The following is a 26,101-nucleotide window of genomic DNA, read 5'->3' on the forward strand; positions in this document are numbered from 1 at the left end:
CCCGTCGCTCATCCGGCGCCCGCCCCTCGTCCGGCGCCCGTCGCTCGTCCGGCGCCCGCCCCTCGTCCGGCAAGCCCGTCACTCGCCGGCGACCGTCACTCGTCCCGCAAGCCCGTCACTCGTCCAGCAGGGCCACCGCGCGGGTCCAGCCCGCGCCCGCGCCGGCGATCTTCACGGGGAAACAGGCGACCCGGAACCCGGTGGGCGGCAGGGTCTCCAGCCGCGCCAGCCGCTCGATCTGGCAGTACTCGCGGCGCCGGCCGGCGAAGTGGGCGGGCCACAGCACGGCGGGGTCGCCGGTGGCGTGGTAGCGGCGGATCATGTCGCAGAACGGGGCGTCGAGGCTGAACGCGTCGGTGCCGATGACCCGGACGCCGAGGTCGAGCAGATGGTCGGTGGCGGGCCCGTCGAGGCCGGTGAACTCCGTGAAGTAGCGGGGGGTGCCGGCCCAGCGGGAGGCGCCGGTGCGCAGCAGCACGATGTCCAGCGGCTCGGGCCGGCAGCCGATGCGGGCCAGCTCCTTCTCGAGGTGCGCCACCCCGACGGTGCGGGTGTCGGGGTCGGCGGCGGTGATGTCCAGGACGTGGGCCGGGCGCAGAAACCATTCGAGCGGCATCTGGTCGATGGTGCGGGGCACCCCGTACGCGCCGGTCGAGCCGTAGTGTGCGGGGGCGTCCACATGGGTGCCGGTGTGGCTGGTCAGGGTGAGGGTGTCCAGGGAGAGCAGCTCCCCGCCGGGCAGTTCGGCCGGGTCGAAGTCGATGCCGAAGTGTTCGCGCATCTCCTCGCTCATGTGGTGGGCCGCCTCGGCCGGCGTCATGATCTCGTGGACCAGCGGGTCGGGCTCCCAGCCGGAGGCGTCCACCGGTGTCGACAGGTCGATGATGCGCAAAGCGGCCCCCTCTGGCTCGTGTTCCCGGCGTGTGCTCGGTCGCCGCTGGGACGGTGACAGGGGGTGCTGGAGTCCGTCTGGAAGGCCGGTGGCCGTTTCCGGACAGCGCTACGGCTCCGCTCTCCCTCGCGGGGGGTGTCGGGGAGCGGAGCCGTAGCGGGCCCGGCTGAAGGGCGGCGCCGGGCGTTTCGGGGAGGCAGGTGCGGTGGTGCGGCGGGGGCCGGGAGGGTGGAGCCGATGGGCCCGGGGAGGTGGCTCCCTACGCGGCGAACAGGTCGAGCACCGGGCGGCGCCACCGGCCGCCCCGCTCCAGGTCGAGCGCGGGGTCGGAGGCGAGCACCGCCTGCTGCAACTTCTGCAGGCGCGGGGAGGGTTCGAGCCCCAGGTCCTCGACCAGCCGGCCGCGCAGCCCCTGGTAGACCTCGAGCGCCTGCCACGGGCGGCCCGCCCGGTACAGGGCGGCCATGCACTGGGCGTGCAGGCCCTCGTGCAGCGGGTGGCGGGCGGTCAGCTCGGTGAGTTCGGTGAGGAGTTCGGCATGGCGGCCGAGCCGCAGGTCGGCCTCGATACGGCGCTCCAGCACCCCGAGCCGGCTCTCCTCCAGCCGTGCGAGCTCGATCTCCAGGATCGGGCCGACGCGCACATCCACGAGGGCGGGGCCGCGCCAGACCGCCAGCGCCTCGCGGAGCAGGAAGGACGCCTCGACATCGTCGCCCGCGTCGAGCGCGTCCCGCCCGGCGGCCACCAGCCGGTCGTACTCATGGATGTCCACCGCGCCCGGCTGCGCCTCCAGCACATACCCGCCGTACCGGGTGGCCAGCACGCTCTTCGACGCCTCGGGCGCCTGCGGACCGTAAGCCGCGGCGAGTCTGCGCCGGAGCTGCAGGATGTAGGTCTGCAGAGTGGTCAGCGCGCTGCGCGGCATCTGCGCGCCCCAGATTTCCTCCATCAGGGTGGGCACCGGAAGCATCTGGTTGGCGTACACGGAAAGCAGTGCGAGGATCTGCCGCGGCTTGCCCGCGCTGGGCACGATCGACTGACCGCATGCCTCGACGCTCAGCGGCCCCAACACCTTGATGTCCATGGTCCCCTACACCTCCGTCAGTCGCTCCGTCAGGTGCCTCTTTGGCCGCGCGGCCCTGCCATTGAGGCACATATGAGCCTCGCGTGTGGGTGGTGGACACGACCAGTGCCGGACTCCCGAACCGTGCATGAGTCCTGTGAGGCGGAAACCATGACAAGTTCACACCCTGGTTATGACAAAAGCACTGGTATGCCATGGATCCGTCATCGCAGACTCCTTGCACGGACCGCCTCTCACCCCGAGGAGAGCCCACAATGACCGATGCGTCCCCCGTCCCCGCGAGTCCGCGGGCCCTGAGCGCCCAGGGCCTGTGCGTCGCCGACCCGCTCCCCGCCGGCGGGCCCGACGCCGACGATCTGGTCATCGAGGACCTCTCCGCCGACCCCTGGCCCGCGCCCGCCCTGGGAATCTGCATCTGCACCATCAGCGCCGGCTGATGGGCACATTGGGCTTCTCACCGCACCTCCGGGTCGAGCAGGTCCCGGGCGAGGCCGTCTACCTCGTCTCGGAGCGCGGCGTCACGGCGCTGCACGGGCGCACGGTCTTCACGCTCGCCCCGCTGCTCGACGGCTCCCGGGACCTGGGGCGCATCCTGGCCGACCACGCCGCGCGGGAAGCGGCCGAGCACGCCGCGCGGGAAGCGGCCGACCACGCCGCCCGGGAGGCGGCCGAGCACGCCGCCCGGGAGGCGCGGGCCGAGGCGGCCGCCCAGGCCGCGCGGGTCATCGCCCGGCTGTGCGAGGCGGGCCTGGTGTGCGAGCGCGGCCGCCACCCGCGTCCCGAGGACGCGTACTGGGGCCTGGCGGGCGTGACCACCGGCCCCGTCCCGGCCCCCGTCGCCCTCCCGGGGGCGGGCCGCGCCGAGGCCCTCCGGGCCGCCGCCGTGACGCCCGTGGCCCTCGGCCGCACAAACCGGGACGAGGCCGTCCAGGCGCTGCGCGCGGCGGGCCTGCGCGTCCTGGACGGGGACCCGCCGTGTCAAACCGGGAAGGGTCAACGCGGCGATGACCACCTCACCCTGGTGGTCTGCGAGGACTACCTCGATCCGCGCCTGTCGGAGCTCGACGCCCGGCACCGCGCGGCCGGCCGCCGCTGGCTGCCGGTCAAGCCCGTGGGCACCACGGCGTGGATCGGCCCGTTCCTCGGCGCCCCGGACGACCCGTGCTGGTCCTGCCTGGCCGACCGGCTGTGGCGGCGGCGCCCGGCCGAGGCCCACCTCCAGCGCCGGCTCGGCCGCGAGGGCCCGGTGCCGCGCCCGCCCGCCTCGCTGGCCGCCAGCCGGGCCGCCGCGCTCCAGCTGGCCGCGCTGGAGGCGGCCGGCTGGCTGGCCGGCCACCGCCGGCCGGGCCAGCGGGCCCTGTGCACCCTGGACACCCTCACCTCCGCCCTGGGCCACCACGCGGTGAGCCGCCGCCCGCAGTGCGCCTCCTGCGGCGACCCCGGGCTGGTCGCGGCGCGGATACGGGCGCCCCTGACACCCACCCCGCGCGAGGGCGGCGCGCCCCCGCGCAGCGCCGACAGCTCGCCGTGGCGGATCATGGAGACGTACGCGCATCTGATCAGCCCCGTCACCGGGCTGGTGAGCGAGATCCGCCGGGACCCGCGCGGGCCGGCCTTCCTCAACTGCTTCCACGCCCGGCACCCGTCGTACGCCAACATCGCCGCCGGAGGCCCCTCCGGGCCCGGCGCGGCCCCGGGGCTCGACGCCGTCCGCGCCGGGCTGCGCACCGCGGCCCACGGCAAGGGCATGACCGCCGAGCAGGCCCAGGCGAGCGCGCTGTGCGAGGCGCTGGAGCACTACAGCGGCCACTTCCAGGGGGACGAGCCGCGGCGCCGCGCCCGCTACCGCGACCTGGGCCCCGAGGAGGCCGTGCACCCGGACGCGGTGCAGCTCTTCGACCCGCGTCAGTTCCACGACCGGAGCGCCTCCGCCCGGCACCGGGTGTGCGATCCCTTCGACGAGGAGGCGGAGATCGACTGGACGCCGGTGTGGTCGCTCACCGCGCGGCGCCACCGGCTGCTGCCCACCGCCCTGCTGTACTACGGCACCCCCCAGCCGCCCGGGCGGCGTTACTGCCGGGCCGACTCCAACGGCGCCGCGGCCGGGGGCAGTCCGGCCGACGCCGTGGTGCGCGGCTTCCTGGAGCTGGTGGAGCGGGACGCGGTCGCCCTGTGGTGGTACAACCGCACCCGCCAGCCGGCGCTCGACCTCGGCGCCCGCGACGACCCCTGGATCGCCGAACTGCGGCGCGTCCACGCGGGTCTGCGCCGCGAGGTGTGGGCGCTCGACCTCACCTCCGACTTCGGCATCCCGGTGGTGGCGGCCGTCTCGCGCCGTACGGACAAGCCCGCCGAGGACATCACCCTGGGCTTCGGCGCCCACTTCGACCGGCACACCGCGCTGCGCCACGCGCTGGCCGAGCTCAACCAGATGCTGCCCCCCGTGGTCGAGGCCCGCGCCGACGGCGGCGGCTACGGCGCGACGGCCGACCCCGAGGCGCTGCGCTGGTTCCGCACCGCGACCCTCGCCAACCAGCCCTATCTGGCCCCGTCCGGGGTGGCGGCGCCGGACGCCGGGGCCTTGCGCCCCTGCCCCGGCGATCCCCTGGACGCCGTGGTCGAGTTGGTCCGCGGCCACGGCATGGAGCTGCTGGCGCTGGACCAGACCCGGCCGGACGTGGGGCTGCCCGTGGCGAAGGTGCTGGTCCCCGGGCTCCGCCCGCACTGGGCCCGGTTCGCGCCCGGCCGGCTCTTCCACACACCGGTGGCCCTGGGGCGGCTGGCAAAGCCGACGCCGTACCAGGACCTCAACCCCATACCCCTCTTTCTGTGATGCCCTCCGCGATGTCCCGCTTCCCCGATGTCCCGCTTCCCGTGATGCCCTGTGATCGAATGTGACCTCCAGTAACGTCGTGCATACCCTCAGCCTCCTCCGTTGCCTCTCCGCCACCGGAAAAGATCGGATACTCTCGGGCAAGCCACCCAATCCGGTCCGACCATCCGGAGGACGAGTGCAGGGGACGCCCTTGCCCGACGACGCCGGGAACGACCCGGCTCGTTACCGCGACGATCTCGCGCCGCGCCTGGCCGTGGTGATCACGGCGGTGGTGCTCGTGGGCTACTTCTGTGTCGCGGTGACGTATGTGGTCGACGCGCGCCCGTCCGGACGGGCCCTGGACGCGGCGCTGTTGATGCTGGCGCTGCTCCCCGTACTGGCCGCCCTGCTGGGGCTCCAGCTCACCCACTCCTTCCCCGGGCTCGCGCCCAGGCTCAGCGGCGCCCGGCACTGGACGCTGGGGCTGCAGGCGCTGCTGACCTTCCTCCCCTTCGCGATCTTCAAGCACGCGTGGCTCGGCATGCCCGGGTTCCTGGCGGGCTCCTCCCTGCTGGTGCTGCCTCCCCCGCTGTCCTGGGTGGCCTTCGCCGCGATCATGGGATGCACCGATGTGCTGCTGTTCCAGGTGGGGTTCGGCTGGGGCGAGGTCGCGTACACGACCGTCTCCACCGCCCTGACCGGCCTGGTGGTCTTCGGCCTCTCCCGGCTGTCCGGGCTGGTCGCCGAGGTGTCCAGGTCGCGGGCCGAGCTGGCCCGGCTGGCCGTAGCCCAGGAGCGGCTGCGATTCGCCCGCGATCTGCACGACCTGCTCGGCTACAGCCTGTCCACCATCACCCTCAAGTGTGAACTCGTCCATCGCCTGGTGCCCCCGCAGAACTCCCGCGCCCAGCAGGAGCTCTCCGAGATCCTGCAGACCTCGCGTCAGGCGCTCGCGGACGTACGGGCGGTGGCCAGCGGATACCGCAAGATGTCGCTGTCCGCGGAGGCCGGCACGGCCAAGTCCATGCTGGCCGCGGTCGGCATCAGCACCACGGCGGAGGTGGACTGCGGGGAGCTGCCCGACCTGGTGGACACCGTGCTGGCCAGCGTGTTGCGGGAGGGGCTGACCAATGTGCTGCGGCACAGCAAGGCCGAGCACTGCGCGATCGAGGCCCGGCGCACCGACCGCACCGTCCGGCTGACCCTCGCCAACGACGGGGTGGGCAAGCCCTCCACCATCCTGGGCGCGGACAGCGCCGCCAGGTCGGACGGCGGCAGCGGGATCGGCAACCTCCATGTCCGGCTCGAGAATCTGGGCGGGCGGCTGCGCGCGGGCGTACGGGAGGACGGCTGGTTCGAGCTGCGGGCCGAACTGGAACTGCCCGTGGATTCACCCGCCCAGGAGGCCGAGCGGGGTACGGGGCGCGGCCCGCGCGTCGGCCCCCGGACGACCTCCCAGACGGCGGGGTGAGCGCGGCGGGGACGGGGGCCGGGTGCAGGCGCGGGGTGAAGGACGCGCGCGCCTACAGCCAGCCGGCCTCGCGGGCGATGCGGATGGCGTCCACCCGGTTGCGCGCGTTCAGCTTGGTGACGACGGACGTGAGGTAGTTGCGCACCGTGCCGACGGACAGATAGAGCCGGGCCGCGATCTGCGCGGACCCCTCCCCCTGGGAGGCGAGCAGCAGCACCTCCAGCTCGCGCGGCGTCAAGGGCTGCGGCTTGTCGTCCAGGGCGGCGAGGACGAGCTGCGGGTCGATGACCCGCTCGCCCTTGGCGACCGCGCGGATGGCGTCGCACAGCTTGTCGGGGGTGCTGTCCTTCAGCAGGAAGCCCGAGACATGGGCGGCCAGGGCGCGGCGCAGATTGCCGGGGCGGCCGAGGCTGGTGAGCATCATCGTCCGGCACTCGGGCACGGCGGTGTGCAGCTCGGCGGCGGCGGTCAGGCCGTCCATGCCCGGGAGGTCGATGTCGAGGACCGCGACATCGGGGCGGAGCTCCTTGGCGCGCGGCAGGATGTCGGCACCGCTCGAGAACTCGGCGACGACTTCGATATCCGGTTCGAATTCCAGCAGGGCGACCAGTGCCTTGCGCAGCATATGCATGTCTTCGGCTATCAGCACTCTGACCACGTCGCCCCTGCCCCTGCTTGCTCATCCCCCGCCGTCTGCCCGCATACGATTATTCCCAAATCTTCTCGGCCACTCCACCAATTCTCGGCCGAATCCGCCCACCGAACACCCGTGCTGCCGCCATACCGCGCTCACCAGATGGCCGCCGGGCGAAAACGGTCCGCGCACTTCGGAAACCGCGCATCGCCATCCACCGCGCGAAACCGCCGCCTCGAACTCGAATTCGGCGAATGCCAGTCGCATTCCCTGCCCGAGCGCTTTTGTATAGGCCTCTTTCAAGGTCCACAGCCGCAGCAGCGCCCGCGCCCGCTCGGGCTCCGCGAGGGGGGCGAGGGCCGCGTGCTCGGCGGGGGCGCACAGCCGCCGGCCCACGTCGGCGTACCGCATCGGCCGCCCGGCAGGCTCGACGTCCACCCCGATGCGTCCGTACCGGCTGACCGCCGCGACGAGCAGGTCTCCGGTGTGACTGAGGCTCACCTCCAGTCCGGGCGCCGCCGGGTGGGCCACATACGGCCGCCCGCCCGGCTCGTACGCGAGGCACACCGCCGCCGGGAGGGTGTCCGTCACCGCCGCGACGAGGTGTTTCAGCAGCAGCCGGGAGGCCAGGAAGCGGGCGCGGGCCGCCGGGCGGGGCAGGGTGCGCAGGCGCCGCCGGTCGTGGTCGTCGAGCATCCCGCGCCCGGCGGGGCCGAGCGCCACGGCGTGGCCGCCGGGGCCGGCGGGCAGCCACTCCCGCCACCGGCTGTGGACGACGGCCCGGCCGTGCGCGGTGAACGCCTCGCGCACCGGGTGCCAGGGGCCTCGGGGGCCTTCGGGTACGGGAATGGGCACAGGTGGCGGTGGGAGGTCCGCCGTCACGCGGCGCCGCCGGAGGCGGGTTGGGCCGGTGTCCGCAGCCCGGGCTCGGCGTCCTGGTAGAGCGGCCGGACCTCGCCGCGCAGGAACTGCTCGCGGAGCGTGGCGCGGGGCACCTTGTGGGAGCCGGCCCGGCGGACCGTGCCGGGGCGGACGAGCAGCACCGCGCCCGTGGCGGCGCCGAACTCCTCCGCCACGCGGTCCCGGGTCCGCCCGGCCAGCCGGGCGAACGCGGCCTGGGAGCCGCTCGCCGCCCCGACCTCCTGGACGACGACCAGCGGCCCGGTGCCGGGACCGGCGCAGAACACCCGGGCGGAGCCCAACGGCCGTCCGCAGCGCAGCAGTTCCCGCTCCACGTCCTGGGGGTGCAGGGCCAGGCCGGCCACCACGAAGCTGTCGGCCGGGTCGTCCTCGTGGCACCGGCCGGTCATCCGGATCTCGCCGTCCCGGGCCACGCCGAGGTCGCCGGTGCGCAGGAAGCCGCCCACCGCCGTCTCGGTGTCCGCCGGGCGGCCCCCGTGACGCGCGGACACGGCGGGGCCGCGCACCCAGATCTCGCCGACCACGCCGTCGGGCACCCGGCGGCGGGTGGCCGGGTCGAGGACGCGGAGGTCGAGGCCGGGCACCGGGCCCCGGCCCTCGGCGATGAGCAGCGGCGCGGCCTGCGCGGGGGCGTATGCGGCGAGCAGGGCGCCGGGGCGCAGCCCGGCGGGCGCGCAGCGGCGGCGGAAGGCCGCCATGGTGGCGGCCGAGACCGGCTCGGCGGCGTCGAGGGCCGTACGGAGGCGGGAGAGGTCGAGCCCGGCGAGCTGCTCGTCGGTGACCTCGGCGGCGCAGCGGGCGTAGCAGGTGTCGGGTGCGACGGTCTCGGTGACGCCGTGGCGGTCCAGGGCCCGCAGCCAGGCGACGGGGTCGGCGCGGTACGGCCGTACGGGCAGGGGGACGGCGGTGGCGCCCAGCCACAGGGGGTGCAGCAGTTGGCCGACGAGGCCGAGGGTGTGGTGGCGGGGCAGCCAGCCGCCGATCCGGGAGCGGGGGCCGGTGCCCAGGGCCTGGCGCAGGGCGGGCATGGCGGCGAGGAGGTTGCCGTGGGTGATCGGCGCGGCGCGCGGCGCGGTGGCCGGCCCCGCCTCGTACGCCAGGAGGGCGAGGCTGTCGGCCGTGGTACGGACGGGCCCGGAGTCGGGGAGGCCGGGCGGGGCGGTGGCGGTGGGCGGGGCGGTGGCGGTGGCGGTGGGTGAGGTGGCGTCCGGGGCGAGGCCGTCCACGGCCAGGCAGGTGATGCCGGTGCGGCCGACGAGCGAGAGCCGGCGGGAGGTCTCAGTGGCGTGCGCCGTCTCGGTCAGGACGAGGTCCACGGCGGCGTCCTTGGCGATGGCGGCGGTGCGCTCGGCCTCCGTGCGGGAGGCGGTCGGCGCGGGGACGGGGACCGCGACGGCCCCCGCGTACAGGCAGCCCAGCAGCGCGGCCGCCGCGTGCGGGCCGGGGTCGAGGGCGAGCAGCACCCGGCGGCCGGGCGCGTCGCGCAGCCGCAGCCAGGCGGCGACGGCGCGGGCCCGGGCGTCGAGCGCGGCGTAGCTGATCCGCTGCTCGCCGCCGCCTGGGACCGGGTGCGCCAGCGCCTCGCCGGCGGCGCACAGCAGGGCCCGGTCCATCAGGGCCTCGGCCAGATTCGCATGTCGATGCATCCACAACTCCCCAGCGCCGGCCAGTGGTCAGGACCGGCGCCCGAGTCTCGGGGTGGCGGCTCGAAGGCGGCTCGATTTCGGGCAGGTGATAGGACAACAGCTGATAGGACAAGACGAGAACGTGTGCGGCTCATCCCTCGGGCCATGACATTTGTCCCGCCGGATCGCTGACGGTCGGCTCTGCCGCCGCCGCCCTCACCTTCCGTAGCGTCGCTGTCATGACGAGTGAAGCGACGAGTGACGCGACGGGTGACGCGACAAGCAGAGCGACATCGGCGGCGGACCCGCCCGTGGTGGAGCTGGCCGGTGTCGCGAAGCACTACGGCGCGGTCCGCGCGGTGCGGGGCATCGACCTGACCATTCGGCGCGGCGAGTCGATCGCCCTGCTCGGCCGCAACGGCGCGGGCAAGTCCACCTCGATCGGCATGCTGCTCGGCCTGCTGCCGCCGAGCGAGGGCCGGGTGCGGCTGTTCGGCGGCTCGCCGGAGGCGGCGGTCCGCTCGGGGCGGCTCGGCGCGATGCTCCAGGAGGGCGCGCTGATCACCCGGGTGACGGTCCGTGAGCTGGTGGCCTTCGTGGCCGGCACCTATCCCAGGCCGCTGCCGGTCGCCGAGACGCTGGAGCTGGCGGGGCTGACCGGGCTGGCGGGGCGGCGGGCGGACCGGCTCTCCGGCGGGCAGGCGCAGCGGCTGCGGTTCGCGCTCGCCATGGCGGGCGGGCCGGAGCTGGTGGTGCTGGACGAGCCGACGGCGGCGCTGGACGTGGAGGCCCGCCGGGACTTCTGGTCGGCGATGCGGTCGTACGCGGCGCGGGGCAACACCGTCCTGTTCTCCACCCACTATCTGGAGGAGGCGGACGAGAACGCCGACCGGATCGTGGTCATCGACAAGGGCCGCAAGGTGGCGGACGGCACGGGCGAGGAGATCAAGCGGGTGGTGGGCGGCAATGTGGTCGCCTTCGACCTGGGCGACCGCTCCTCCGAGGGGCTGGAGCTGCTGCCGGGGGTCACGAGTGTGGAGATCCGGCGCGGCCGGGCGTATCTGCGCAGCGCCGACTCGGACGCGACGGTGCTGGCGCTCGCCGGGCGCGGGGACGTACGGAATCTGGAAGTGCGCGTGTCCCGGCTGGAGGACGCCTTCGTGGCGCTCACCAGGGCCGCGCGCGAGGACCGAGAGGAGGCGGTGGTCTGATGCTGACGTCCATCGCGCTGGAGCTGCGCAGGACGGCGCGGGACACCACGTTCCTGATCTTCGGGGTCGCCCTGCCGGTCGTGATGTATCTGCTCTTCACCAACATCGGCGGCGGGGACGGCGACGGGACCGGCCACGACGCCTCGACGATGATCGGCATGGCGGCGTACGGCGCCCTCGGCGCGGCCCTGGCGAACGGCACGGGCGTGGCGGAGGACCGGGGGCGCGGCTGGCTGCGCCAGCTGCGGATCACCCCGCTCACCCCGCTGCAGGTGGTGGGGGCGCGCGCGGTGACCGGTTCGCTGGTGGTGCTGCCGTCGATCGTGGCGGTGCTGGGCGCCGGGTTCCTGGTCAACGGGGTGCGGATGCCGCTGCTGCGGGCGCTCGCGCTGGTGGCGGTGTTGTGGCTGGGCACCCTGCCGTTCACGCTGCTGGGCCTGGGCAACGGCTACCGCCTGTCGGCGCAGAGCACAGGGATGGTCAACACGGCGGCCAGCATGGGCCTGTCCATCATCGGCGGGCTGTGGTTTCCGCTGAGCGCCTTCCCGCACTGGTTCGGGGAGGTCGCCTCGTGGACCCCCACCAACCGCTTCGCGCAGCTGGGCTGGGACGTGGCCGAGGGCGCGCTGCCCGCGGTGGGGGCGGTGGCGGTGCTGGCGGGCTGGTTCGCGGTGTTCGGCGGGTACGCGGCGGCGGCGTACCGGAAGAGCACGCACACGCGGTGAGCTGTCGGGGCCCGTCCTCAGGCCGGGGACGGTGTGCGGTCGACCTCCACAGCCCAGCCGCCGTCCGCCGTACGGCCGGTGACGGTCACGCGCACACGGTCCTCCCGCGCGGAGAGGGTCTCGCCGACGCCCAGCGGGGCGTCGGCGAGTTCGGGGTAGACCGACTCGTTCCAGCACGCCCCGGTGCCCGGGTGGCCGTCCAGCACCTCGACCGGGCCGTCACCCGAGGCGGTGTCGTTGCGCACGCGGTAGACCAGCACTCCCTCGGTGCAGGTGTCGGCGTCGTTGCCGTACGCGCCGCGCGCCTCGATGGCCAGCGCGGTGGTGGGGCCGGTGCGGACCACGAGGAGGCGGGTGCGGGGGTCGGCGGCCGGGCTGCCGCCCTCCATGGGGGCGCCGAGGGGTTCGAGGGTGTGCGGGGTCGCGCCGGCGGCGCGCACGCACTGGATGTGGCTGGGGCGCAGCCAGCCGAGCTTCCACTTGTGCCACCCGAAGGGGTCCGGGGACAGTCCGAACTGGCTGCCCATCAGGTCCCAGTCGCCGACGTAGGTGTCCCAGTCGCCCTCGCCGTCGCCGCCCTTGGGCCGGTGGTAGAGGTCGGGGAGGTCGAAGACATGGCCGGTCTCATGGGCCAGCACGTTCCGGTCCGGCGGGTGGTGCTCGAACACGGTGACGAGCCGGCGCAGCTCGACGCCGTCGGCGCGCAGCGGCTGCTCGAAGTTGACCACCTTTGTCGCATCGGCGTCCACGCCGGGGGCGTCGGGGTCGGCGACCAGGTAGACGATGTCATAGCGGCCGAAGTCGACCGAGGGGTCGGCGGCGGCGATGGCGTCGCGCAGATACGCGGCGCGGCGCCCGGCGTTCCAGTCGCGCTCTATGGCGTACGAGGTGGAGGCCTCGGGCATGGCGATCCACCGTTTCGCGGCGTGCACCCGCAGCCTGAACTGCCCGTACGAGGCGCGCCGGAAGAAGGCCGTGGTGGCCGGGACGTGGTCGGCGGCCAGCCGGCGGGGGGCGACCTTGGGCGTGGAGTCGGGGAAGGAGAGGAAGAGCATCGCGGCGTGGACGGTGCGGGCGGGGCGGGGGTAGCCGGTGTTCCAGGTGTCCAGGCCCTCGGAGTGGTGGGCTCCGGTGCGTTCGAGGGTGCACGGGCCGCCCGCGCCGACCGCGATCGCGGGGCCCGACACCACGGTGGTCGCCATCATGGCGCTGAGGGAGGTGAGCATCGCCCCGGCGCGGCGCAGCCGGGGCGGGCGGCCCACCCCCTCGGACAGCTGAGGACGCGCCATGTCGACCTCCCGGACATACTCGGACCACCCCACCCACCCTGAGGCGGATGCGCGCCCTCCGCCCTGTTGGATTGGGCCGGTCGAGTGAACCGGTCCGGATTCGGGTACGTAACAGACGGTCACAGTCGGTCGTGAGGGCAGTGGGTCCGTGCAGAGTCGAACAGATACGACCAAACACATGTTCAAGGCACCGATGGTCGCGGTCGCATTGTTGGAACGGTCGGAGCGCGAGCCTCTATGATCGGCACATTTCCAGCGGGGACTCCCTATTCAGGCGGGCATTCACGGCCCGTCCGGCACCCGGTGTGAGACATGCACAAGACGTGTACGACAGACCTGTACGAGACGAGCCCCACGCGGGAGCGAGCGGTGAGCGGATCCCCTGACGGGCAGGGCCGCGCGCCCGGCGCGACGCTGCCGACGATCACGGAACGTGACGGGATGGCCAGTGGTGGGCCGGGCGACGTGGCGGGCGAAGTGTCGGCCGGGGTGCCGGGCAGCCCGGCCGGCACCGTGCCGAGCGACTACCGGGCCGCGTTCAACGCGGCGCGGCTCGCCATGGCCGTCATCGACCGCGAGGGCACGGTGCTCGACGCCAATCCGGCGCTCGGCTCGCTGCTGGGCGCCGAGCCGGCCGGGCTGATCGCGCGCAGCGCCGCGGACCTCGCAGACCTGAGGGAGGATCCGCGCGCCTGGAGCGAGTACCGCGAAGTGCTGCACGGCCACCGCGAGCGGCTGTGCTGCACCCGGCGGCTGAGACACAGTGACGGCCACTTCCTGTGGGCCGAGGTCACCGTCGAGCCGGTGCCGGACAGCTGCGGCATGCTGCTGTCGATGGCCGACATCAGCGACCGGCGCGATCTGCAGGTGCGGCTGCGCCATCTGCAGATGCACGACCCGGTGACCCGGCTGCCCAACCGCAACCTCTTCTTCGAGCGGCTGGCCGCCGCCCTGGAGTCCGCCGCGTACGACCAGGGCGGCACCGGGCGGATCGGGCTCTGCTATCTGGACCTCGACGGCTTCAAGGCGATCAACGACACGCTCGGCCACCGCGTCGGCGACCGGCTCCTCGGGGCGGTGGCCCAGCGTCTCACCGAGTGCGCCGCGCCCGGGGGCCATCTGGTGGCGCGGCTCGGCGGCGACGAGTTCGCCCTGCTGGTGCGGGACTCCACCGGCACCGAGCAGCTGTGCGAGCTGGCCAGGTCCGTCCTCGCGGCGCTCCAGCGGCCGTTCGAGGTGGGCGGGCAGCGGCTGTCGGTGTCGGCCAGCATCGGCGTGGTGGAGCGGCCCGCCGCGGGCACCCACACCACCTGGCTGATGCAGGCCGCCGACACCACGCTGTACTGGGCCAAGGAGGACGGCAAGGCGCGCTGGACGCTCTTCGACCCCGAGCGCAACGCCCACCGCATGACCAGGCAGGCGCTGTCCAGCACGCTGCGTCCGGCGGTCGAGCGGGAGGAGTTCGTGCTCGACTACCAGCCGCTGGTCGGGCTGGTGGACGGCGCGGTGAAGGGCGTCGAGGCGCTGGTGCGCTGGGATCACCCGAGATTCGGCAGACTGTCGCCGAATCGGTTCATCTCACTGGCGGAGGAGAACGGCGCGATCGTCCCGCTGGGGCGGTGGGTGCTGCGGACGGCCTGCCGGCAGGCCCGCGCCTGGCAGCTCGCCCACCCCCGCACCCCGCTGATCGTCAGCGTCAATGTGGCGGTCCGCCAGGTCTGGGACTCCGACCTGGTCGCGGACGTGGCCGCGATCCTCGCCGAGACCGGACTGCCTCCGGAGCTGCTCCAGTTGGAGCTGACCGAGTCCGCGGTGATGGGCTCGGCGGGGCGGCCGCTGCAGGCGCTGCTGCGGCTCAGCGAGATGGGCGTGGCCATCGCCATCGACGACTTCGGCACCGGCTACTCCAACCTGGCCTATCTGAGCCGGCTCCCCGTCTCCACGCTGAAGCTGGACGGGTCGTTCGTCCAGGGCTTCCGCGCGGAGGAACACCCCAACCCGGCCGATGAAACGATCGTCCAGGCCCTCGTGGAGCTGGCGCACCGGCTCGGCCTGACGGTGACCGCCGAGTGCGTGGAGAGCGCCGAGCAGGCGGAGCGGCTGGCCCGGATCGGCTGTGACACCGGGCAGGGCTGGTTCTACTCCCGCCCGGTGCCGCCGGACCGCGTCTCCGCCATGATCGGCGGCCACCCGGCGGCGAGCGGCGCCCCGTAGTGCGCGCCCCCGGCGGGCGCTCCCCAGGGAGGCAGGGGGGACCCGCCGGGGCCCACCCGGGGGCTCAACGGGGCGGCGTCAGGCTGTCGCCGTCGGCAGGTCGTAGGCGTCGGCGATCAGCTCGTACGAACGCAGCCTGGCCTCGGGGCCATGGGCGTTCGACGTTATCTTGATCTCGTCCACGCCGGTCCGCTTGATCAGCGCGTCCAGTCCCTCCCGCACCTCGTCCGGGGTGCCGTACACCACGTTCGTCAGCCAGCCGCTCACGAAGTCCTCCTCGATCGCGTTGAACCGGTGCGCCTCCGCCTCCTCGGGGGTCGGCACCAGGCCGGGCCGCCCGGTGCGCAGCCGGACCATGGCCAGCGCCCCGGTGAGGACCTGGCGCCGGGCCTCCTTCTCGTCCTCGGCGGCGAACGCCGAGACGCCGATCGAGGCGTACGGCCGGTCGAGGACGGCGGACGGGCGGAAGGACTGGCGGTAGAGGTCGAGCGCGGGGAGGGTGTTGGCGGCCGAGAAGTGGTGGGCGAAGGAGAACGGGAGGCCGAGCGCCCCGGCCAGCCTGGCGCTGAAGCCGCTGGACCCCAGCAGCCACACCGAGGGCCGGTCGGCGGACTGCACCCCGCCGGGCACCGTGCCCTGCACCGGCCCGGGGACGGCATGGATGCGCGCGTAGCGGTGGCTGTCCGGGAAGTCGTCGTCGAGGAACCGGAGCAGCTCGGCGAGCTGCTGCGGGAAGTCGTCCGCCCCCTCGTTCAGCCGGTCGGTGCGGCGCAGCGCGGCGGCCGTGGCCCCGTCGGTCCCCGGCGCCCGCCCCAGCCCCAGGTCCACCCGCCCGGGGGCCAGCGCCTCCAGGGTCCCGAACTGCTCGGCGATCACCAGCGGGGCGTGGTTGGGCAGCATGACCCCGCCGGAGCCGAGCCGGATGCGCTCGGTGTGCGCGGCCAGGTGGGCCAGGATCACCGCCGGGGAGGAGCTGGCGACGCCGGGCATGGAGTGGTGCTCGGCCACCCAGAACCGGTGGAAGCCCCGCCGCTCGGTGAGCCTGGCGAGCTCGACCGTGGTCCGCAGGGCCTGCGCGGCGGTCAGCCCGCTGCCGACGGTCGCCAGGTCCAGCACCGACAGCGGGATGGGGGCGCTCCCCCTGGGCGCGGCATGCAGGCCGTGGTCCCCCGGCCCGCCCCCGCCGGGCCGGGCACCGCCCCCGTCCGGCCCGGGGTGCCCGCCCCGGTCGGGGCGCCCGGCTTGCTCGCCCTGCTCGTCCTGCCGCCGGTTCTGCTCGCCCTGCTGGTCGGCCACGGTGGCCCGCCTCCCTGGTCGCTCCGTCTGCGCGGCCGCGTATGTCACGCCGCACCGCAGAACGCCAACCGGAGAACGGCTCCGCTTTATTCCCGGGACCGCTTGTTCCCGGGACCGCTTGTTCCCGGGACCGCTTGTTCCCGGGACCGCTTGTTCCCGGGACCGCTTGTTCCCGGGGGCTCCCGTTATTCCCGTGGGGCTCCCGCCGGGCGGAAGAGCGCCCCGAGCCGGTCGGACGGCACCTCCCGGCCGAGCAGCCGCAGCCCCTCCCAGACGGTGACCTGGTTGGCCGTGAGCACCGGCTTGCCCAGGGCCTCCTCCAGGTCGGGTATCCAGGCGGCGGTGTGCAGGGCGGTGTCCGGCAGCAGCACTGCCTGGGCGTCGGGATGGTCGCCCGCGCGCGCCAGGTGCAGCACCTCTTCCCGGCCCCAGGTGCCGACCTCGGCGGCGGTGATGATGCCGCTGCCGCGCATCGCGACGACCTCCGCGCCCGCCGCCTTGAGGAAGGCCCTGAAGTGGTCCGCGACGTCCTCCGGATAGGTCGCGGCGATGGCGACCCGCTCGGCGCCGAGCGCCCGCACCGCGTGGGCGAAGGCGAAGGAGGTGCTGGAGGCGGGCAGCCCCGCCGTCGCCGACAGCTCGCGCACCTGCTCGCCGGCGCCTTCCCAGCCGAAGACGAAGCTGGCGCTGGTGCAGGCCCAGACCACGGCCTGGGCGCCGCGCGCCCTCAGCTCCGTCACACCGGCGGCGAGCCGGGCGGCCGAGCCCATCTCCAGCAGGGCGTCCACCCGATGGGCGTCCTCGCCGATGTCGGTGTGCACCAGGGGGAGCCGGACGCCGGCGCCGAGGATGCCCTCCAGGCGGGGATAGTCGTCCTCAGCTGAATATCCCGGGTAGAGGAAGCCCACCGTGTCGGGGGTGGTGTCCAAGGAGGTGGCCGGGGTGGCCGGCACCTCGCTCGGCGCCGCCCGCACCACCGGCTCCGGCGCCGTCGCCCCGGCCGGCCCCATCACGTCCACCATCTCTGCCTCCCTCCGGCGGCCCCCGCGAGCGCCGCCCCGTCGCCTGTCACTTCTCATACACCGCGGCCGCCCGATCGGTTCCGTCACACCGCGGGCGGAGCGCCTCCCGGGTCGTCCAGGTACGGGGCATCCCCCATCCCGGAGCCGAACGACGGGTCGAGGCCGTCGGCCGGTTCCCCGTCCGGACCCTGCGGCGACCCGGCCAGAGCCGCCTCGGGCTCCGGCATGGGCACCTGCTCCGGCATGGGCACCGGCTGCGCGGGGTCGGTCAGCGGGGTGGACGGGATCACCACGGGCTCCACCGGCCCCGCGGCGGGATCGCCCGCCGCGAACCCCGCCAGCCCGGCCAGCCCCGCCGGGCCGGCCATCCCCGCCGGGCCGGAGCGCGCCGCCGGGTCCAGGAGGGCCTGGTACGGACCGACCGCGCGCTCGCCGATCGCCCGCAGCGCCGCCCACATCGTCACCTGGTTCGCCGAGAGGACGGGCATCCGCAGCTCGGCCTCCAACTGCGGGATCACGTCGTACGTGGGGAGGTTGGTGCAGCTGATGAAGAGCGCGTCGGCGGCGCCGACCACCGCCTGCCGCGCCATGTCGACCACATCGCGGTAGGGCACCTTCCAGATGTGCCGGGTCAGCCCGAGGTACGCCCGCCCGGTCACGGTGATCCCGGCCTCGCCCAGGTACTCCTCCAGGGAGTCGGTCACCGACTTGGTGTAGGGCGTCACCACGGCGATGCGCCGGGCGCCGATCTCCCGCAGCGCCTCGATCAGCGCCCCGGACGTGGTGAGCGAGGGGACCTCGCCCGCCTGCGTCATCGCCGCGCACATCGCCCGCTCCCCGGCGACGCCGCCGACGAAGCTGCCCGACGTGCAGGCGTACGTGATCACCTCGGGCGCGACCGCGCACAGCGCGCGCACCGCGTCGTGCAGGGTCTCGTGCTCGCTGACGAGCCGCGCCAGGTCGAGACTCACCTCGACCGGGACGAACGGGGTGCGGGTCAGATGCAGGGAGACCTCATCGGGCACCCAGCGCCACAACTCGCGGTCGAGTGCGAAATCGAATGGTGCTACGACGCCCACACCGCGCTGCGGCTGCGGGCCACCCAGGAAAGAGACGTCCATATCGAGCCCCAATACGAAACGGAGGGCTGGACCATTGGCCAGAGGGAAAGAGCCGGCCTGAATGCCGGGACGTCGGGACAGAGACCCCGGAACGATTCCGTTGTTGACGACGGTAGTTTCCGCTGCCTAGCGTGGTCAATCCTCGCTCTGAGGTGACTTCCCCGACACCCTCAACAGCCAAGCGGACCTACGTTTCGAAACGGTTTCCCGCCTATGTCCGAAAGCACTGTGGTCGTCTTCGGTGACGACCCGCCCGTTCGCCTCGACCGGCTGGCCGGCCGGGCCCGGGTCCTCGTGTGCGACGAGGCCTCCCTGCCCGAACTGCTCCCCGCCGCCGACGTCCTGCTGGTGTGGAATTTCACCTCCGAGGCGGTACGCGCCGCCTGGCCCGGCGACGGCCCCCGCCCGCGCTGGGTCCACGCGGCCAGCGCCGGTGTGGACCGGCTGATGTGCCCCGAACTGATCGCGTCCGACGCGATCCTGACGAACGCCCGGGGCGTCTTCGAGCAGCCCATCGCCGAGTACGTCGCGGGCCTGGTCACCGCCAAGGCCAAGGACTTCTTCGGAAGTTGGGAGCTGCAGCGGCAGCGCCGCTGGCGCCATCGCGAGACGGTGCGGCTGGCCGGGACCCGCGCGGTCGTCGTCGGCGCGGGCCCGATCGGACGCGCCATCGGCCGCACCCTTGAGGCCCTCGGCATCGCCGTCGACCTGGTGGGGCGTACGGCGCGGGAGGGCGTGCGCGGCGGCGACGAGCTGAACGCGCTGCTCCCCGAGGCCGACTGGGTGATCTGCGCGGCGCCGCTGACCGCCAGCACGCGCGGCATGTTCGGGCGCGAGGCCTTCGCCCGGATGAAGTCCACCGCCCTGTTCGTCAACGTGGGGCGCGGGTCGCTGGTCGTCCAGGACGACCTGGTCGCGGCGCTGGTCGCGCGGCGGATCGGCGGCGCGGCGCTGGATGTGTTCGAGCACGAGCCGCTGGCCGCCGACGACCCTCTGTGGGACGTGCCGGGGCTGTTCGTCTCGCCCCATATGAGCGGCGACACGGTCGGCTGGCGCGACCGGCTCGCCGAGCAGTTCCAGGACAACTACGACCGCTGGGAAGCGGGCGAACCGCTGCTCAACGTGGTCGACAAGCGCCTGGGGTACGTACCGGTCGATTGAAAGGAGAGGTGGATGACCGACATCCACGATCTGACAGCTGTTCAACTCCTCGAACGGTACGCCTCGGGCGAGCTCTCCCCCGTCGAGGCGACCCGCGCCGCGCTGGAGCGGGTGAAGCAGATCCAGCCAGAGGTCAACGCGTTCAGCCGGGTGGACGCGGAGGCGGCGCTGCGGCAGGCCGAGGAGTCGGCCGGGCGGTGGCGGCGCGGCGAACCCGCCGGCCTGGTCGACGGGGTGCCGGTGTCGGTCAAGGACATCCTGCTGCAGCGCGGCGGCCCCACGCTGCGCGGCTCGCTGACCGTCGCGGCCGACGGCCAGGCGTGGGACGAGGACGCGCCCTCGGTGGCCCGGCTGCGGGAGCACGGGGCGGTGTTCCTCGGGAAGACCACGACCCCGGAGTTCGGCTGGAAGGGCGTCACGGACAGCCCGGTGTACGGGGTGACCGGCAACCCGTACGACCCGCGGCGCACCGCGGGCGGCTCCAGCGGGGGCAGCGCGGCCGCGGTGGCGCTGGGCGCGGGTCCGCTGAGCCTGGGGACGGACGGCGGCGGTTCGGTGCGCATTCCCGCGTCCTTCTGCGGCATCTTCGCGTTGAAACCCACCTATGGGAGGGTTCCGCTGTATCCGGCGAGCGCGTTCGGGACGCTCGCGCATGTGGGGCCGATGACGCGTGACGCGGCCGACGCGGCCCTCATGATGGATGTGATCTCCGGCCCGGACTGGCGCGACTGGTCCCAGCTCGCGCCGCCCGAGGGCGGCTTCCGCGAGGCGCTCACGGCGGACGGGGGCGGGGTGGCCGGGCTGCGGGTCGCCTACAGCCCGGCGCTCGGCCAGGCGGCGTCCGTCGACCCGGAGGTGGCGGCGGCGGTGCGGCGGGCGGTGGACCTGCTGGCCGCCTTGGGCGCGTCCGTGGAGGAGATCGACCCGGGCATCGAGGACCCGGTCGAGGCGTTCCACACGCTGTGGTTCAGCGGGGCCGCGCGGGTGGTGCAGCCGCTCGGACAGGAGAAGTGGGAGCTGCTGGACCCCGGGCTGCGCGAGATCTGCGCCCAGGGCGCCTCGTACAGCGCGCTGGACTATCTGAGCGCCGTCGATGTGCGCATGGCGCTGGGGCACGCCATGGGGCGGTTCCACTCCGCGTACGACCTGCTGGTCACCCCGACCATGCCGATCACCGCCTTCGAGGCGGGTGTGGAGGTGCCGAAGGGCTCCGACCACACGCGGTGGACGGGCTGGACGCCCTTCACCTACCCCTTCAACATGACCCAGCAGCCCGCGGCGAGCGTGCCCTGCGGGCTGTCCGGCGAGGGGCTGCCGATCGGGGTGCAGCTGGTCGCCGCCCGCCACGCGGACGCGGTGGTGCTGCGGGCGGCGCACGCGCTCTACGAGGCGGGGCTGGCGGACGGCGTCAGGCCGCCCGCGCCGGGCGCGACCGGGCCAGGGGCGACCGGGACGGGCGCGACGGCGGCCGGCTGACGGCGTCAGGGGCGACGATGACCGGCTGACGGCGTCAGGGGCGACGGCGGCCGGCTGACGAGGGCGGCCCCGTCGGCGGTCCGCTGACGGCGGAGGAGGGGACGGCGGTCGGCCGGGGGCCGACCCCCGTTCACCCGTGCCCGCGCTACGCCCGGCGGAAGTTCAGCGTCTCCCCCAGCGCCCCGGCCCGCCACAGGTCCTGGCAGGCGTCGGCCATCCGGTCGAGCCCGTCGACGACCGAGCCCCAGACGATGCCCGGCACCCATCCGGCGTCGCCGTTGATCAGCAGGTTGTTGCGCTCGTAGAAGAGCGCGAGGTCGACGACCCGCCGCTGCCCCTGGTGCTTGGCCTCCTGCTCATAGCCGTAGGAGGCGGTGCCCAACTGGGTGTCGGTGAAGCTGAAGTAGCACAGGTCACCGGGGATGGGGGTGATGGTCGGGTTCTCCAGGGGCGGCTCCTCGGGGGCGAAGGGGGGCAGCAGCGCGTAGATCTCGTTGCGCGCGTACTTGGCGTGGTAGACGTCACCGCCCAGGGGCAGCGCGTTCCACACCGCGTCACAGGTGATGGGCGCACGGTCGTCGAGGAGTTTCGCCGTGCAGGTCACGCCCCTTTTGGCGAGCGACACCTCGATAAACCGGTCAGCCATGACATTCCTCCCGCTCGGTTCGGGACCTGGTTCCGGGAGCCCCTACCCAGCGCGGCCGACCGCCAAAGGGCCGAAAAAGATCTGCATATATTCCGAGCACTCGGGTAGCCGCGCGCCCATGGCTCCACCACGACGGACACACAAGGACATCAGCGGAAGACGGCTGAACCGCCGCGCGCTTCTGGCGGGCGGGGCGGCCATGGGTCTGCTGGGCGCCACGGGTTGCAGCCGGGTGTCCAGCGCCGACGCCAAGGACGGGGGAAACCTGCTGGAGCGCCTGCGGTCGCAGGGCACGGTGCGCCTGGGCATCGCGGGCGAGATCCCGTTCGGGTACATCGACAAGAACGGCGACTTCACCGGCGAGGCGCCGGAAATCGCGAGGGTGATCTTCAAACGGCTGGGGGTGGCACGCGTCCAGCCGGTTCCGACCGAGTTCGCCTCGCTGATTCCGGGGCTGCGCTCGCAGCAGTTCGACGTGGTCTCCGCCGGCATGTACATCAACCCGGACCGCTGTCAGCAGGTGATCTTCTCGGATCCCGACTACCGCGTCCGTGACGCGTTCATCGTACGCAAGGGCAATCCCAAGAACCTCCACAACTACGAGGACATCGTCAAGACGGGGGCCAAGCTCGCCAGCGGCTCCGCGTACGCCCAGATCGGCTACGCGGTCAACGCCGGGGTGAAGGAGCACGACATCATGGTGCTCCCGGACCAGCTCGCCGGGCTGCTCGCGGTCGAGCAGGGCCGCGCGGACGCCTTCGCGGGTACGGCGGTGACGGTGCGCAACGTGGTCCGGCAGAGCGGGGGCCGCCGGGTCGAGATGACCGAGCCGTTCCAGGCGATGCTCGACGGAAAGCCGGACATCGGCGCGGGCGGCTTCGCCTTCCGCCCGGAGGAGACCAGGCTCCGGGACGCCTTCAACGTCGAGCTGCACAAGATGAAGAAGAGCGGCGAACTCCTGCGCATCGTGCGGCCGTTCGGCTTCACCAAGGCCGAGATGACCGATCTGACCGCCAAGGAGCTGTGTCGATGACAGCCGGACTGTGGGAGAAATGGCTCCTTCCGGGGTTCTGGATCACCATCCAGCTCACCCTCTACAGCGCGCTCTTCGCCGCCGTCGTCGCCTTCGGGGTCGGCATCGCCCGTACCTCCAGGCTGTGGATCGTCCGCTTCCTGACGGGCTTCTACGTCGAGGTCTTCCGCGGCACCTCGGCCCTGGTGCTGATGTTCTGGCTGTTCTTCGTGATGCCGCTGGGCTTCGGCTTCCAGCTGGTGCCGATGTGGGCGGCGGTGCTCGCCCTGGGCCTGACCTACGGCGCGTACGGCTCCGAGATCGTGCGCGGCGCGGTCGCCGCGGTGCCGCCCGCGCAGCGTGAGGCGGCGATCGCGCTCAGCTTCACGCCCGCGCAGCGGATGCGGCGGGTGATCCTGCCCCAGGCGATCCCCGAGATGATTCCGCCGTTCAACAACCTTCTGATCGAGCTGCTCAAGGGCACCGCCCTGGTCTCCGCGGTGAGCGTGGCCGACACCACCTTCGCCGCCCAGCTCTCGCGGCTGGCGACCGGGGACAGCCTGGAGATCTACTCGATCATCCTCGTCATGTACTTCGTGCTGGCCTTCGTGCTCACCCGGCTGATGCGGCTGCTCGAGCGGCGCGCCAAGGCGGGCCTCGGGCAGGCGCCCGAGAAGCGCGCCAAGGGCCCGGCCCTGACCAGGAAGCCGTCCGCCGCCCGGAAGACCGACCAGTCCTCCGACCTGATCACCGCGGGAGGTGCCCAGTGAACTGGGACTGGGACGTCGCGAAGGACTTCCTCCCCGAGCTGGGCGACGGGCTGCTGATCACCCTGGAGGCGACCGCCCTGGGCTCGGTGCTGGCCTTCGCCCTGGGGCTGGTGTGGGCGCTGGCCTTCCGCTCGCCGACCCGCTTCGTACGCTGGCCGGTGGCCGCGGTGGTGGAGTTCATCCGCAACACGCCGCTGCTGGTCCAGCTGTTCTTCTTCTACTACGTGCTGCCGACCTGGGACATCAAGTTCTCCGCGCTGACCACCGGCGTGATCGCGCTCGGTCTGCACTACTCGACGTACACCGCCGAGGTGTACCGGGCCGGCATCGACGGCGTGCCCAGGGGGCAGTGGGAGGCGGCCACCGCGCTCAGCCTCTCGCGCGGCCGCACCTGGATCGCGGTGATCCTGCCGCAGGCGATCCGCCGGGTCGTGCCGGCCCTCGGCAACTACGTGATCGCGATGCTCAAGGACTCGCCGATGCTGGCGCTCATCGGGGTCGTCGACATGCTCCAGAAGGCGCGGGCGCACGGCGCCTCGTCCTTCGAGTACATCGAGCCCTACACGATGGTCGGCATCGCCTTCATCCTCATCGCCTATCCGGCATCCCTACTCATGCGAGCCCTGGAGCGTCGCCTTGGCCACTGAAACCCCGCACACCAACCCCGCCGTGGACGGCAGCGAACTGATCCGCTTCGACCGGGTGACCAAGCGCTTCGGCGAGAACACGGTCCTCGACGACCTCGACTTCTCGGTGTCCTCCGGGAAGCATGTGACCCTCATCGGTCCCTCCGGGTCCGGCAAGACCACGATCCTGCGGCTGCTGATGACGCTGATCAAGCCGGACCAGGGCACGATCAAGGTCGACGGCGACTACCTCACCCACGAGGACCGCGGCGGCAAGCTGGTCGAGGCGGGCGAGAAGCACACCCGCGAGGTGCGCAAGAAGATCGGGATGGTCTTCCAGCAGTTCAACCTCTTCCCCAACATGCGGGTGCTGCGGAACATCACCGAGGCCCCGGTGCACGTCCTGGGCCTGAGCAAGGACGAGGCCGAGGAGCGGGCGCGCGAGCTGCTCGACCTGGTCGGGCTCGGCGACAAGTGCGACGCGTACCCCACGCAGCTGTCCGGCGGACAGCAGCAGCGGGTGGCGATCGCGCGGGCGCTGGCGATGCGGCCGCAGGTGATGCTGCTCGACGAGGTGACCTCGGCGCTCGACCCGGAGCTGGTGGCCGGGGTGCTGGACGTGCTGCGTGACATCGCTCACACCACGGACATCACGATGCTCTGTGTGACCCATGAGATGAGCTTCGCCCGGGACATCTCCGACGAGGTGTTCATGTTCGACTCGGGCCGGGTGATCGAGGCCGGACCGCCGGAGAAGATCTTCAGCGAGCCGGAGCACGAGCGCACCCGCGAGTTCCTGAGCGCCGTGCTGTAGCGGGCGCCGGAGCGGATGGGGCGGCGGGCCGCGGGGCCCCGGAGAGGGCGGCGGGTGGCGGGGAGACCCTTCACAGGGCATGCCGCTGGCATATGCCAGAGTAGTACGGCGCTGCTGAGCGGCCCCTGCCCGCCCGGCAATATGCCCAACACCCGCTCCGAATCGCCCGCTTGGCGGCTATCGTGGTACGAGGCCGCGCCGCTCAAGGCTGCCGTGGGTGATCCCATGGCCACGACCTGCGGCGACGGCGCCGACGCAAGCGGTCACAACCTGCCAGGGGGGAAACCGTGGCGCTCAAGCCCGAGTCGACCGCGCCGTTCCACTCGGTGCGACACGCCCTCCGGGTCCTCGAAGTCGTCTCCCATCACACCGACGGCGTGACCGACGCCGGCCTCGCCCGCGAGACCGGCCTGCCCCCGGTGCACCTCGCCCAGCTGCTGCGGATGCTGCGCCGCGAGGGCTATGTGGAACAGATCGGGGACGGGGAACAGATCGGGGACGGGGTCTACGTCGGCGGCCCCGCGCTCGCCCTGCTCGGCTCCTCCGGCACCGGCCGCCGTACCGCGGTCGAGCACCAGCTTCAGAAGTCGCTCGCCGCCCTGCGCGACTCGGTCGGCGCGGCGGTCTACCTCAGCCGCTACATAGACGGCGAGGTCCGGATCACCCAGTACGCCGACAGCCCGCGCACCCCCAAGGTCAACGAATGGGTCGACTTCCGCTCCGCGGCCCACGCCATGGCGATCGGCAAGTGCCTGCTCACCCAGCTCGACCACGACGGCCGCCGCGACCACTTCTCCCGCCACAAGACCGTGCGGCTCACCTCCCGCACGACCACCAACGAGAAGGTCCTCTTCCGCAAGCTGGAGGCCCAGCCCGCCACCGTCCCGGTCCTCGACCTCCAGGAATACGCGGTCGGCACGGTCTGCGCCGCCGTCCCCATCACCGCGGGCCGCTCGGCCGGCTCCCTCGCCCTCTCCCTCCCCCTGGAGCATGCCCACCGACTGCGCCAGGCCGCGTACACCCTGAACCGGGAGGCGGCCCGGGTGCTGCTGTCCCTCACGATCTAGGGGATGCCCTGTGGTCCTGGGGGTCGGGAACTCCTGGTCGGAAGCACCCCTGTGGAGCAGGTAGTATTTACGACGTCAGCAGGCGCCGCTAGCTCAGTTGGTTAGAGCAGCTGACTCTTAATCAGCGGGTCCGGGGTTCGAGTCCCTGGCGGCGCACCGTGGCTCTGACGCCATTGACCTGGGGTTTCTCGGTTCTCCGAGAAACCCCG

The 26,101-nt window shown here is 73.2% G+C and carries 23 protein-coding genes and 1 tRNA gene; 14 read left to right on the forward strand and 10 right to left on the reverse strand.

Annotated elements, in window-relative coordinates:
* Positions 1-115: 115 nt before the first annotated feature.
* Both ABFY07_RS24235 and ABFY07_RS24240 read right to left on the reverse strand, forming a co-directional pair.
* Positions 116-892, reverse strand: coding sequence for a cyclase family protein (locus tag ABFY07_RS24235; RefSeq protein WP_065959752.1), 777 nt, complete (start codon positions 890-892; stop codon positions 116-118).
* Positions 893-1,151: 259 nt separating this feature from the next.
* The gene (locus tag ABFY07_RS24240; RefSeq protein WP_346176509.1) at positions 1,152-1,976 is read right to left on the reverse strand and encodes an AfsR/SARP family transcriptional regulator; all 825 of its coding nucleotides are present in this window, start codon (positions 1,974-1,976) and stop codon (positions 1,152-1,154) included.
* Positions 1,977-2,230: 254 nt separating this feature from the next.
* On the opposite strand from ABFY07_RS24240, the gene ABFY07_RS24245 reads away from it, so the two are divergent.
* From ABFY07_RS24245 to ABFY07_RS24255, 3 genes are all read left to right on the forward strand, one after another.
* Positions 2,231-2,413 carry a hypothetical protein gene (locus tag ABFY07_RS24245; protein WP_346176510.1) on the forward strand — a complete coding sequence of 61 codons (183 nt, stop codon included), beginning with the start codon at positions 2,231-2,233 and terminating at the stop codon, positions 2,411-2,413.
* Positions 2,413-4,809: a TOMM precursor leader peptide-binding protein gene (locus tag ABFY07_RS24250; protein ID WP_346176511.1), complete on the forward strand. Its 2,397-nt coding sequence runs from the start codon at positions 2,413-2,415 to the stop codon at positions 4,807-4,809. The genes ABFY07_RS24245 and ABFY07_RS24250 overlap by 1 nt, the downstream gene beginning before the upstream one ends.
* 193 nt (positions 4,810-5,002) lie before the next feature.
* Positions 5,003-6,262, forward strand: coding sequence for a sensor histidine kinase (locus ABFY07_RS24255; protein ID WP_346176512.1), 1,260 nt, complete (start codon positions 5,003-5,005; stop codon positions 6,260-6,262).
* A 52-nt stretch (positions 6,263-6,314) separates the two neighbouring features.
* Here ABFY07_RS24255 and ABFY07_RS24260 read toward each other — a convergent pair whose 3' ends face one another.
* Genes ABFY07_RS24260 through ABFY07_RS24270 form a run of 3 tightly spaced genes read right to left on the reverse strand, consistent with a single transcriptional unit; the run spans position 6,315 to position 9,463 of the window.
* Positions 6,315-6,920 carry a response regulator transcription factor gene (locus ABFY07_RS24260; RefSeq protein WP_065959764.1) on the reverse strand — a complete coding sequence of 202 codons (606 nt, stop codon included), beginning with the start codon at positions 6,918-6,920 and terminating at the stop codon, positions 6,315-6,317.
* 21 nt (positions 6,921-6,941) lie between these two features.
* Positions 6,942-7,751 carry a 4'-phosphopantetheinyl transferase family protein gene (locus ABFY07_RS24265; RefSeq protein ID WP_346176513.1) on the reverse strand — a complete coding sequence of 270 codons (810 nt, stop codon included), beginning with the start codon at positions 7,749-7,751 and terminating at the stop codon, positions 6,942-6,944.
* A gap of 23 nt (positions 7,752-7,774) precedes the next feature.
* Positions 7,775-9,463, reverse strand: coding sequence for an AMP-binding protein (locus tag ABFY07_RS24270; protein ID WP_346176514.1), 1,689 nt, complete (start codon positions 9,461-9,463; stop codon positions 7,775-7,777).
* 218 nt (positions 9,464-9,681) lie between these two features.
* Between ABFY07_RS24270 and ABFY07_RS24275 the strand changes: the two genes are divergently transcribed.
* Positions 9,682-10,653 carry an ABC transporter ATP-binding protein gene (locus ABFY07_RS24275; protein ID WP_346176515.1) on the forward strand — a complete coding sequence of 324 codons (972 nt, stop codon included), beginning with the start codon at positions 9,682-9,684 and terminating at the stop codon, positions 10,651-10,653.
* Complete coding sequence (locus ABFY07_RS24280; RefSeq protein WP_346176516.1) at positions 10,653-11,378, forward strand: ABC transporter permease; 726 nt, start codon at positions 10,653-10,655, stop codon at positions 11,376-11,378. Before ABFY07_RS24275 ends, ABFY07_RS24280 begins: the two co-directional genes overlap by 1 nt.
* A 17-nt stretch (positions 11,379-11,395) precedes the next feature.
* Here the strand turns inward: ABFY07_RS24280 and ABFY07_RS24285 are convergent, their stop codons facing one another.
* Positions 11,396-12,667: a M6 family metalloprotease domain-containing protein gene (locus ABFY07_RS24285; protein ID WP_346176517.1), complete on the reverse strand. Its 1,272-nt coding sequence runs from the start codon at positions 12,665-12,667 to the stop codon at positions 11,396-11,398.
* A gap of 312 nt (positions 12,668-12,979) precedes the next feature.
* Here ABFY07_RS24285 and ABFY07_RS24290 point away from each other — a divergent pair, with 312 nt between their 5' ends.
* A complete protein-coding gene (locus ABFY07_RS24290; protein WP_346176518.1) occupies positions 12,980-14,881 on the forward strand; it encodes a putative bifunctional diguanylate cyclase/phosphodiesterase in 1,902 nt (633 codons plus the stop codon).
* A gap of 78 nt (positions 14,882-14,959) precedes the next feature.
* Here the strand turns inward: ABFY07_RS24290 and ABFY07_RS24295 are convergent, their stop codons facing one another.
* The 3 genes from ABFY07_RS24295 to ABFY07_RS24305 form a co-directional block, all read right to left on the reverse strand.
* Complete coding sequence (locus tag ABFY07_RS24295) at positions 14,960-16,039, reverse strand: LLM class flavin-dependent oxidoreductase (protein WP_346176569.1); 1,080 nt, start codon at positions 16,037-16,039, stop codon at positions 14,960-14,962.
* A gap of 323 nt (positions 16,040-16,362) precedes the next feature.
* Positions 16,363-17,199: a maleate cis-trans isomerase family protein gene (locus tag ABFY07_RS24300; RefSeq protein WP_346176519.1), complete on the reverse strand. Its 837-nt coding sequence runs from the start codon at positions 17,197-17,199 to the stop codon at positions 16,363-16,365.
* Positions 17,200-17,282: 83 nt separating this feature from the next.
* A complete protein-coding gene (locus ABFY07_RS24305; RefSeq protein WP_346176520.1) occupies positions 17,283-18,320 on the reverse strand; it encodes an aspartate racemase/maleate isomerase family protein in 1,038 nt (345 codons plus the stop codon).
* A gap of 213 nt (positions 18,321-18,533) precedes the next feature.
* Between ABFY07_RS24305 and ABFY07_RS24310 the strand changes: the two genes are divergently transcribed.
* Both ABFY07_RS24310 and ABFY07_RS24315 read left to right on the forward strand, forming a co-directional pair.
* Positions 18,534-19,481 (forward strand): D-2-hydroxyacid dehydrogenase, encoded by a 948-nt coding sequence (locus ABFY07_RS24310; protein ID WP_346176521.1) that lies wholly within the window; start codon positions 18,534-18,536, stop codon positions 19,479-19,481.
* Between the two features lie 12 nt (positions 19,482-19,493).
* The gene (locus ABFY07_RS24315) at positions 19,494-20,957 is read left to right on the forward strand and encodes an amidase (protein WP_346176522.1); all 1,464 of its coding nucleotides are present in this window, start codon (positions 19,494-19,496) and stop codon (positions 20,955-20,957) included.
* A gap of 145 nt (positions 20,958-21,102) precedes the next feature.
* Here the strand turns inward: ABFY07_RS24315 and ABFY07_RS24320 are convergent, their stop codons facing one another.
* Complete coding sequence (locus ABFY07_RS24320; RefSeq protein WP_065959778.1) at positions 21,103-21,603, reverse strand: DUF3830 family protein; 501 nt, start codon at positions 21,601-21,603, stop codon at positions 21,103-21,105.
* A 118-nt stretch (positions 21,604-21,721) separates the two neighbouring features.
* Here ABFY07_RS24320 and ehuB point away from each other — a divergent pair, with 118 nt between their 5' ends.
* The 6 genes from ehuB (at position 21,722) to ABFY07_RS24350 (ending at position 26,048) form a co-directional block, all read left to right on the forward strand.
* On the forward strand, positions 21,722-22,636 hold the full coding sequence (gene ehuB, locus ABFY07_RS24325) for an ectoine/hydroxyectoine ABC transporter substrate-binding protein EhuB (protein WP_346176523.1): 915 nt from the start codon (positions 21,722-21,724) through the stop codon (positions 22,634-22,636).
* Positions 22,633-23,385 carry an ectoine/hydroxyectoine ABC transporter permease subunit EhuC gene (gene ehuC / locus ABFY07_RS24330; RefSeq protein WP_346176524.1) on the forward strand — a complete coding sequence of 251 codons (753 nt, stop codon included), beginning with the start codon at positions 22,633-22,635 and terminating at the stop codon, positions 23,383-23,385. Before ehuB ends, ehuC begins: the two co-directional genes overlap by 4 nt.
* The gene (ehuD, locus tag ABFY07_RS24335) at positions 23,382-24,032 is read left to right on the forward strand and encodes an ectoine/hydroxyectoine ABC transporter permease subunit EhuD (protein ID WP_065959784.1); all 651 of its coding nucleotides are present in this window, start codon (positions 23,382-23,384) and stop codon (positions 24,030-24,032) included. The genes ehuC and ehuD overlap by 4 nt, the downstream gene beginning before the upstream one ends.
* A 22-nt stretch (positions 24,033-24,054) precedes the next feature.
* Complete coding sequence (gene ehuA, locus ABFY07_RS24340) at positions 24,055-24,825, forward strand: ectoine/hydroxyectoine ABC transporter ATP-binding protein EhuA (protein ID WP_065959786.1); 771 nt, start codon at positions 24,055-24,057, stop codon at positions 24,823-24,825.
* Positions 24,826-25,112: 287 nt separating this feature from the next.
* Positions 25,113-25,892: an IclR family transcriptional regulator gene (locus ABFY07_RS24345; protein WP_346176525.1), complete on the forward strand. Its 780-nt coding sequence runs from the start codon at positions 25,113-25,115 to the stop codon at positions 25,890-25,892.
* An 82-nt stretch (positions 25,893-25,974) separates the two neighbouring features.
* Positions 25,975-26,048, forward strand: a tRNA-Lys gene (locus tag ABFY07_RS24350).
* Positions 26,049-26,101: the final 53 nt, after the last annotated feature.

Source organism: Streptomyces sparsogenes subsp. cuspidosporus (genome assembly GCF_039532705.1).
Taxonomy (GTDB): domain Bacteria; phylum Actinomycetota; class Actinomycetes; order Streptomycetales; family Streptomycetaceae; genus Streptomyces; species Streptomyces sparsogenes.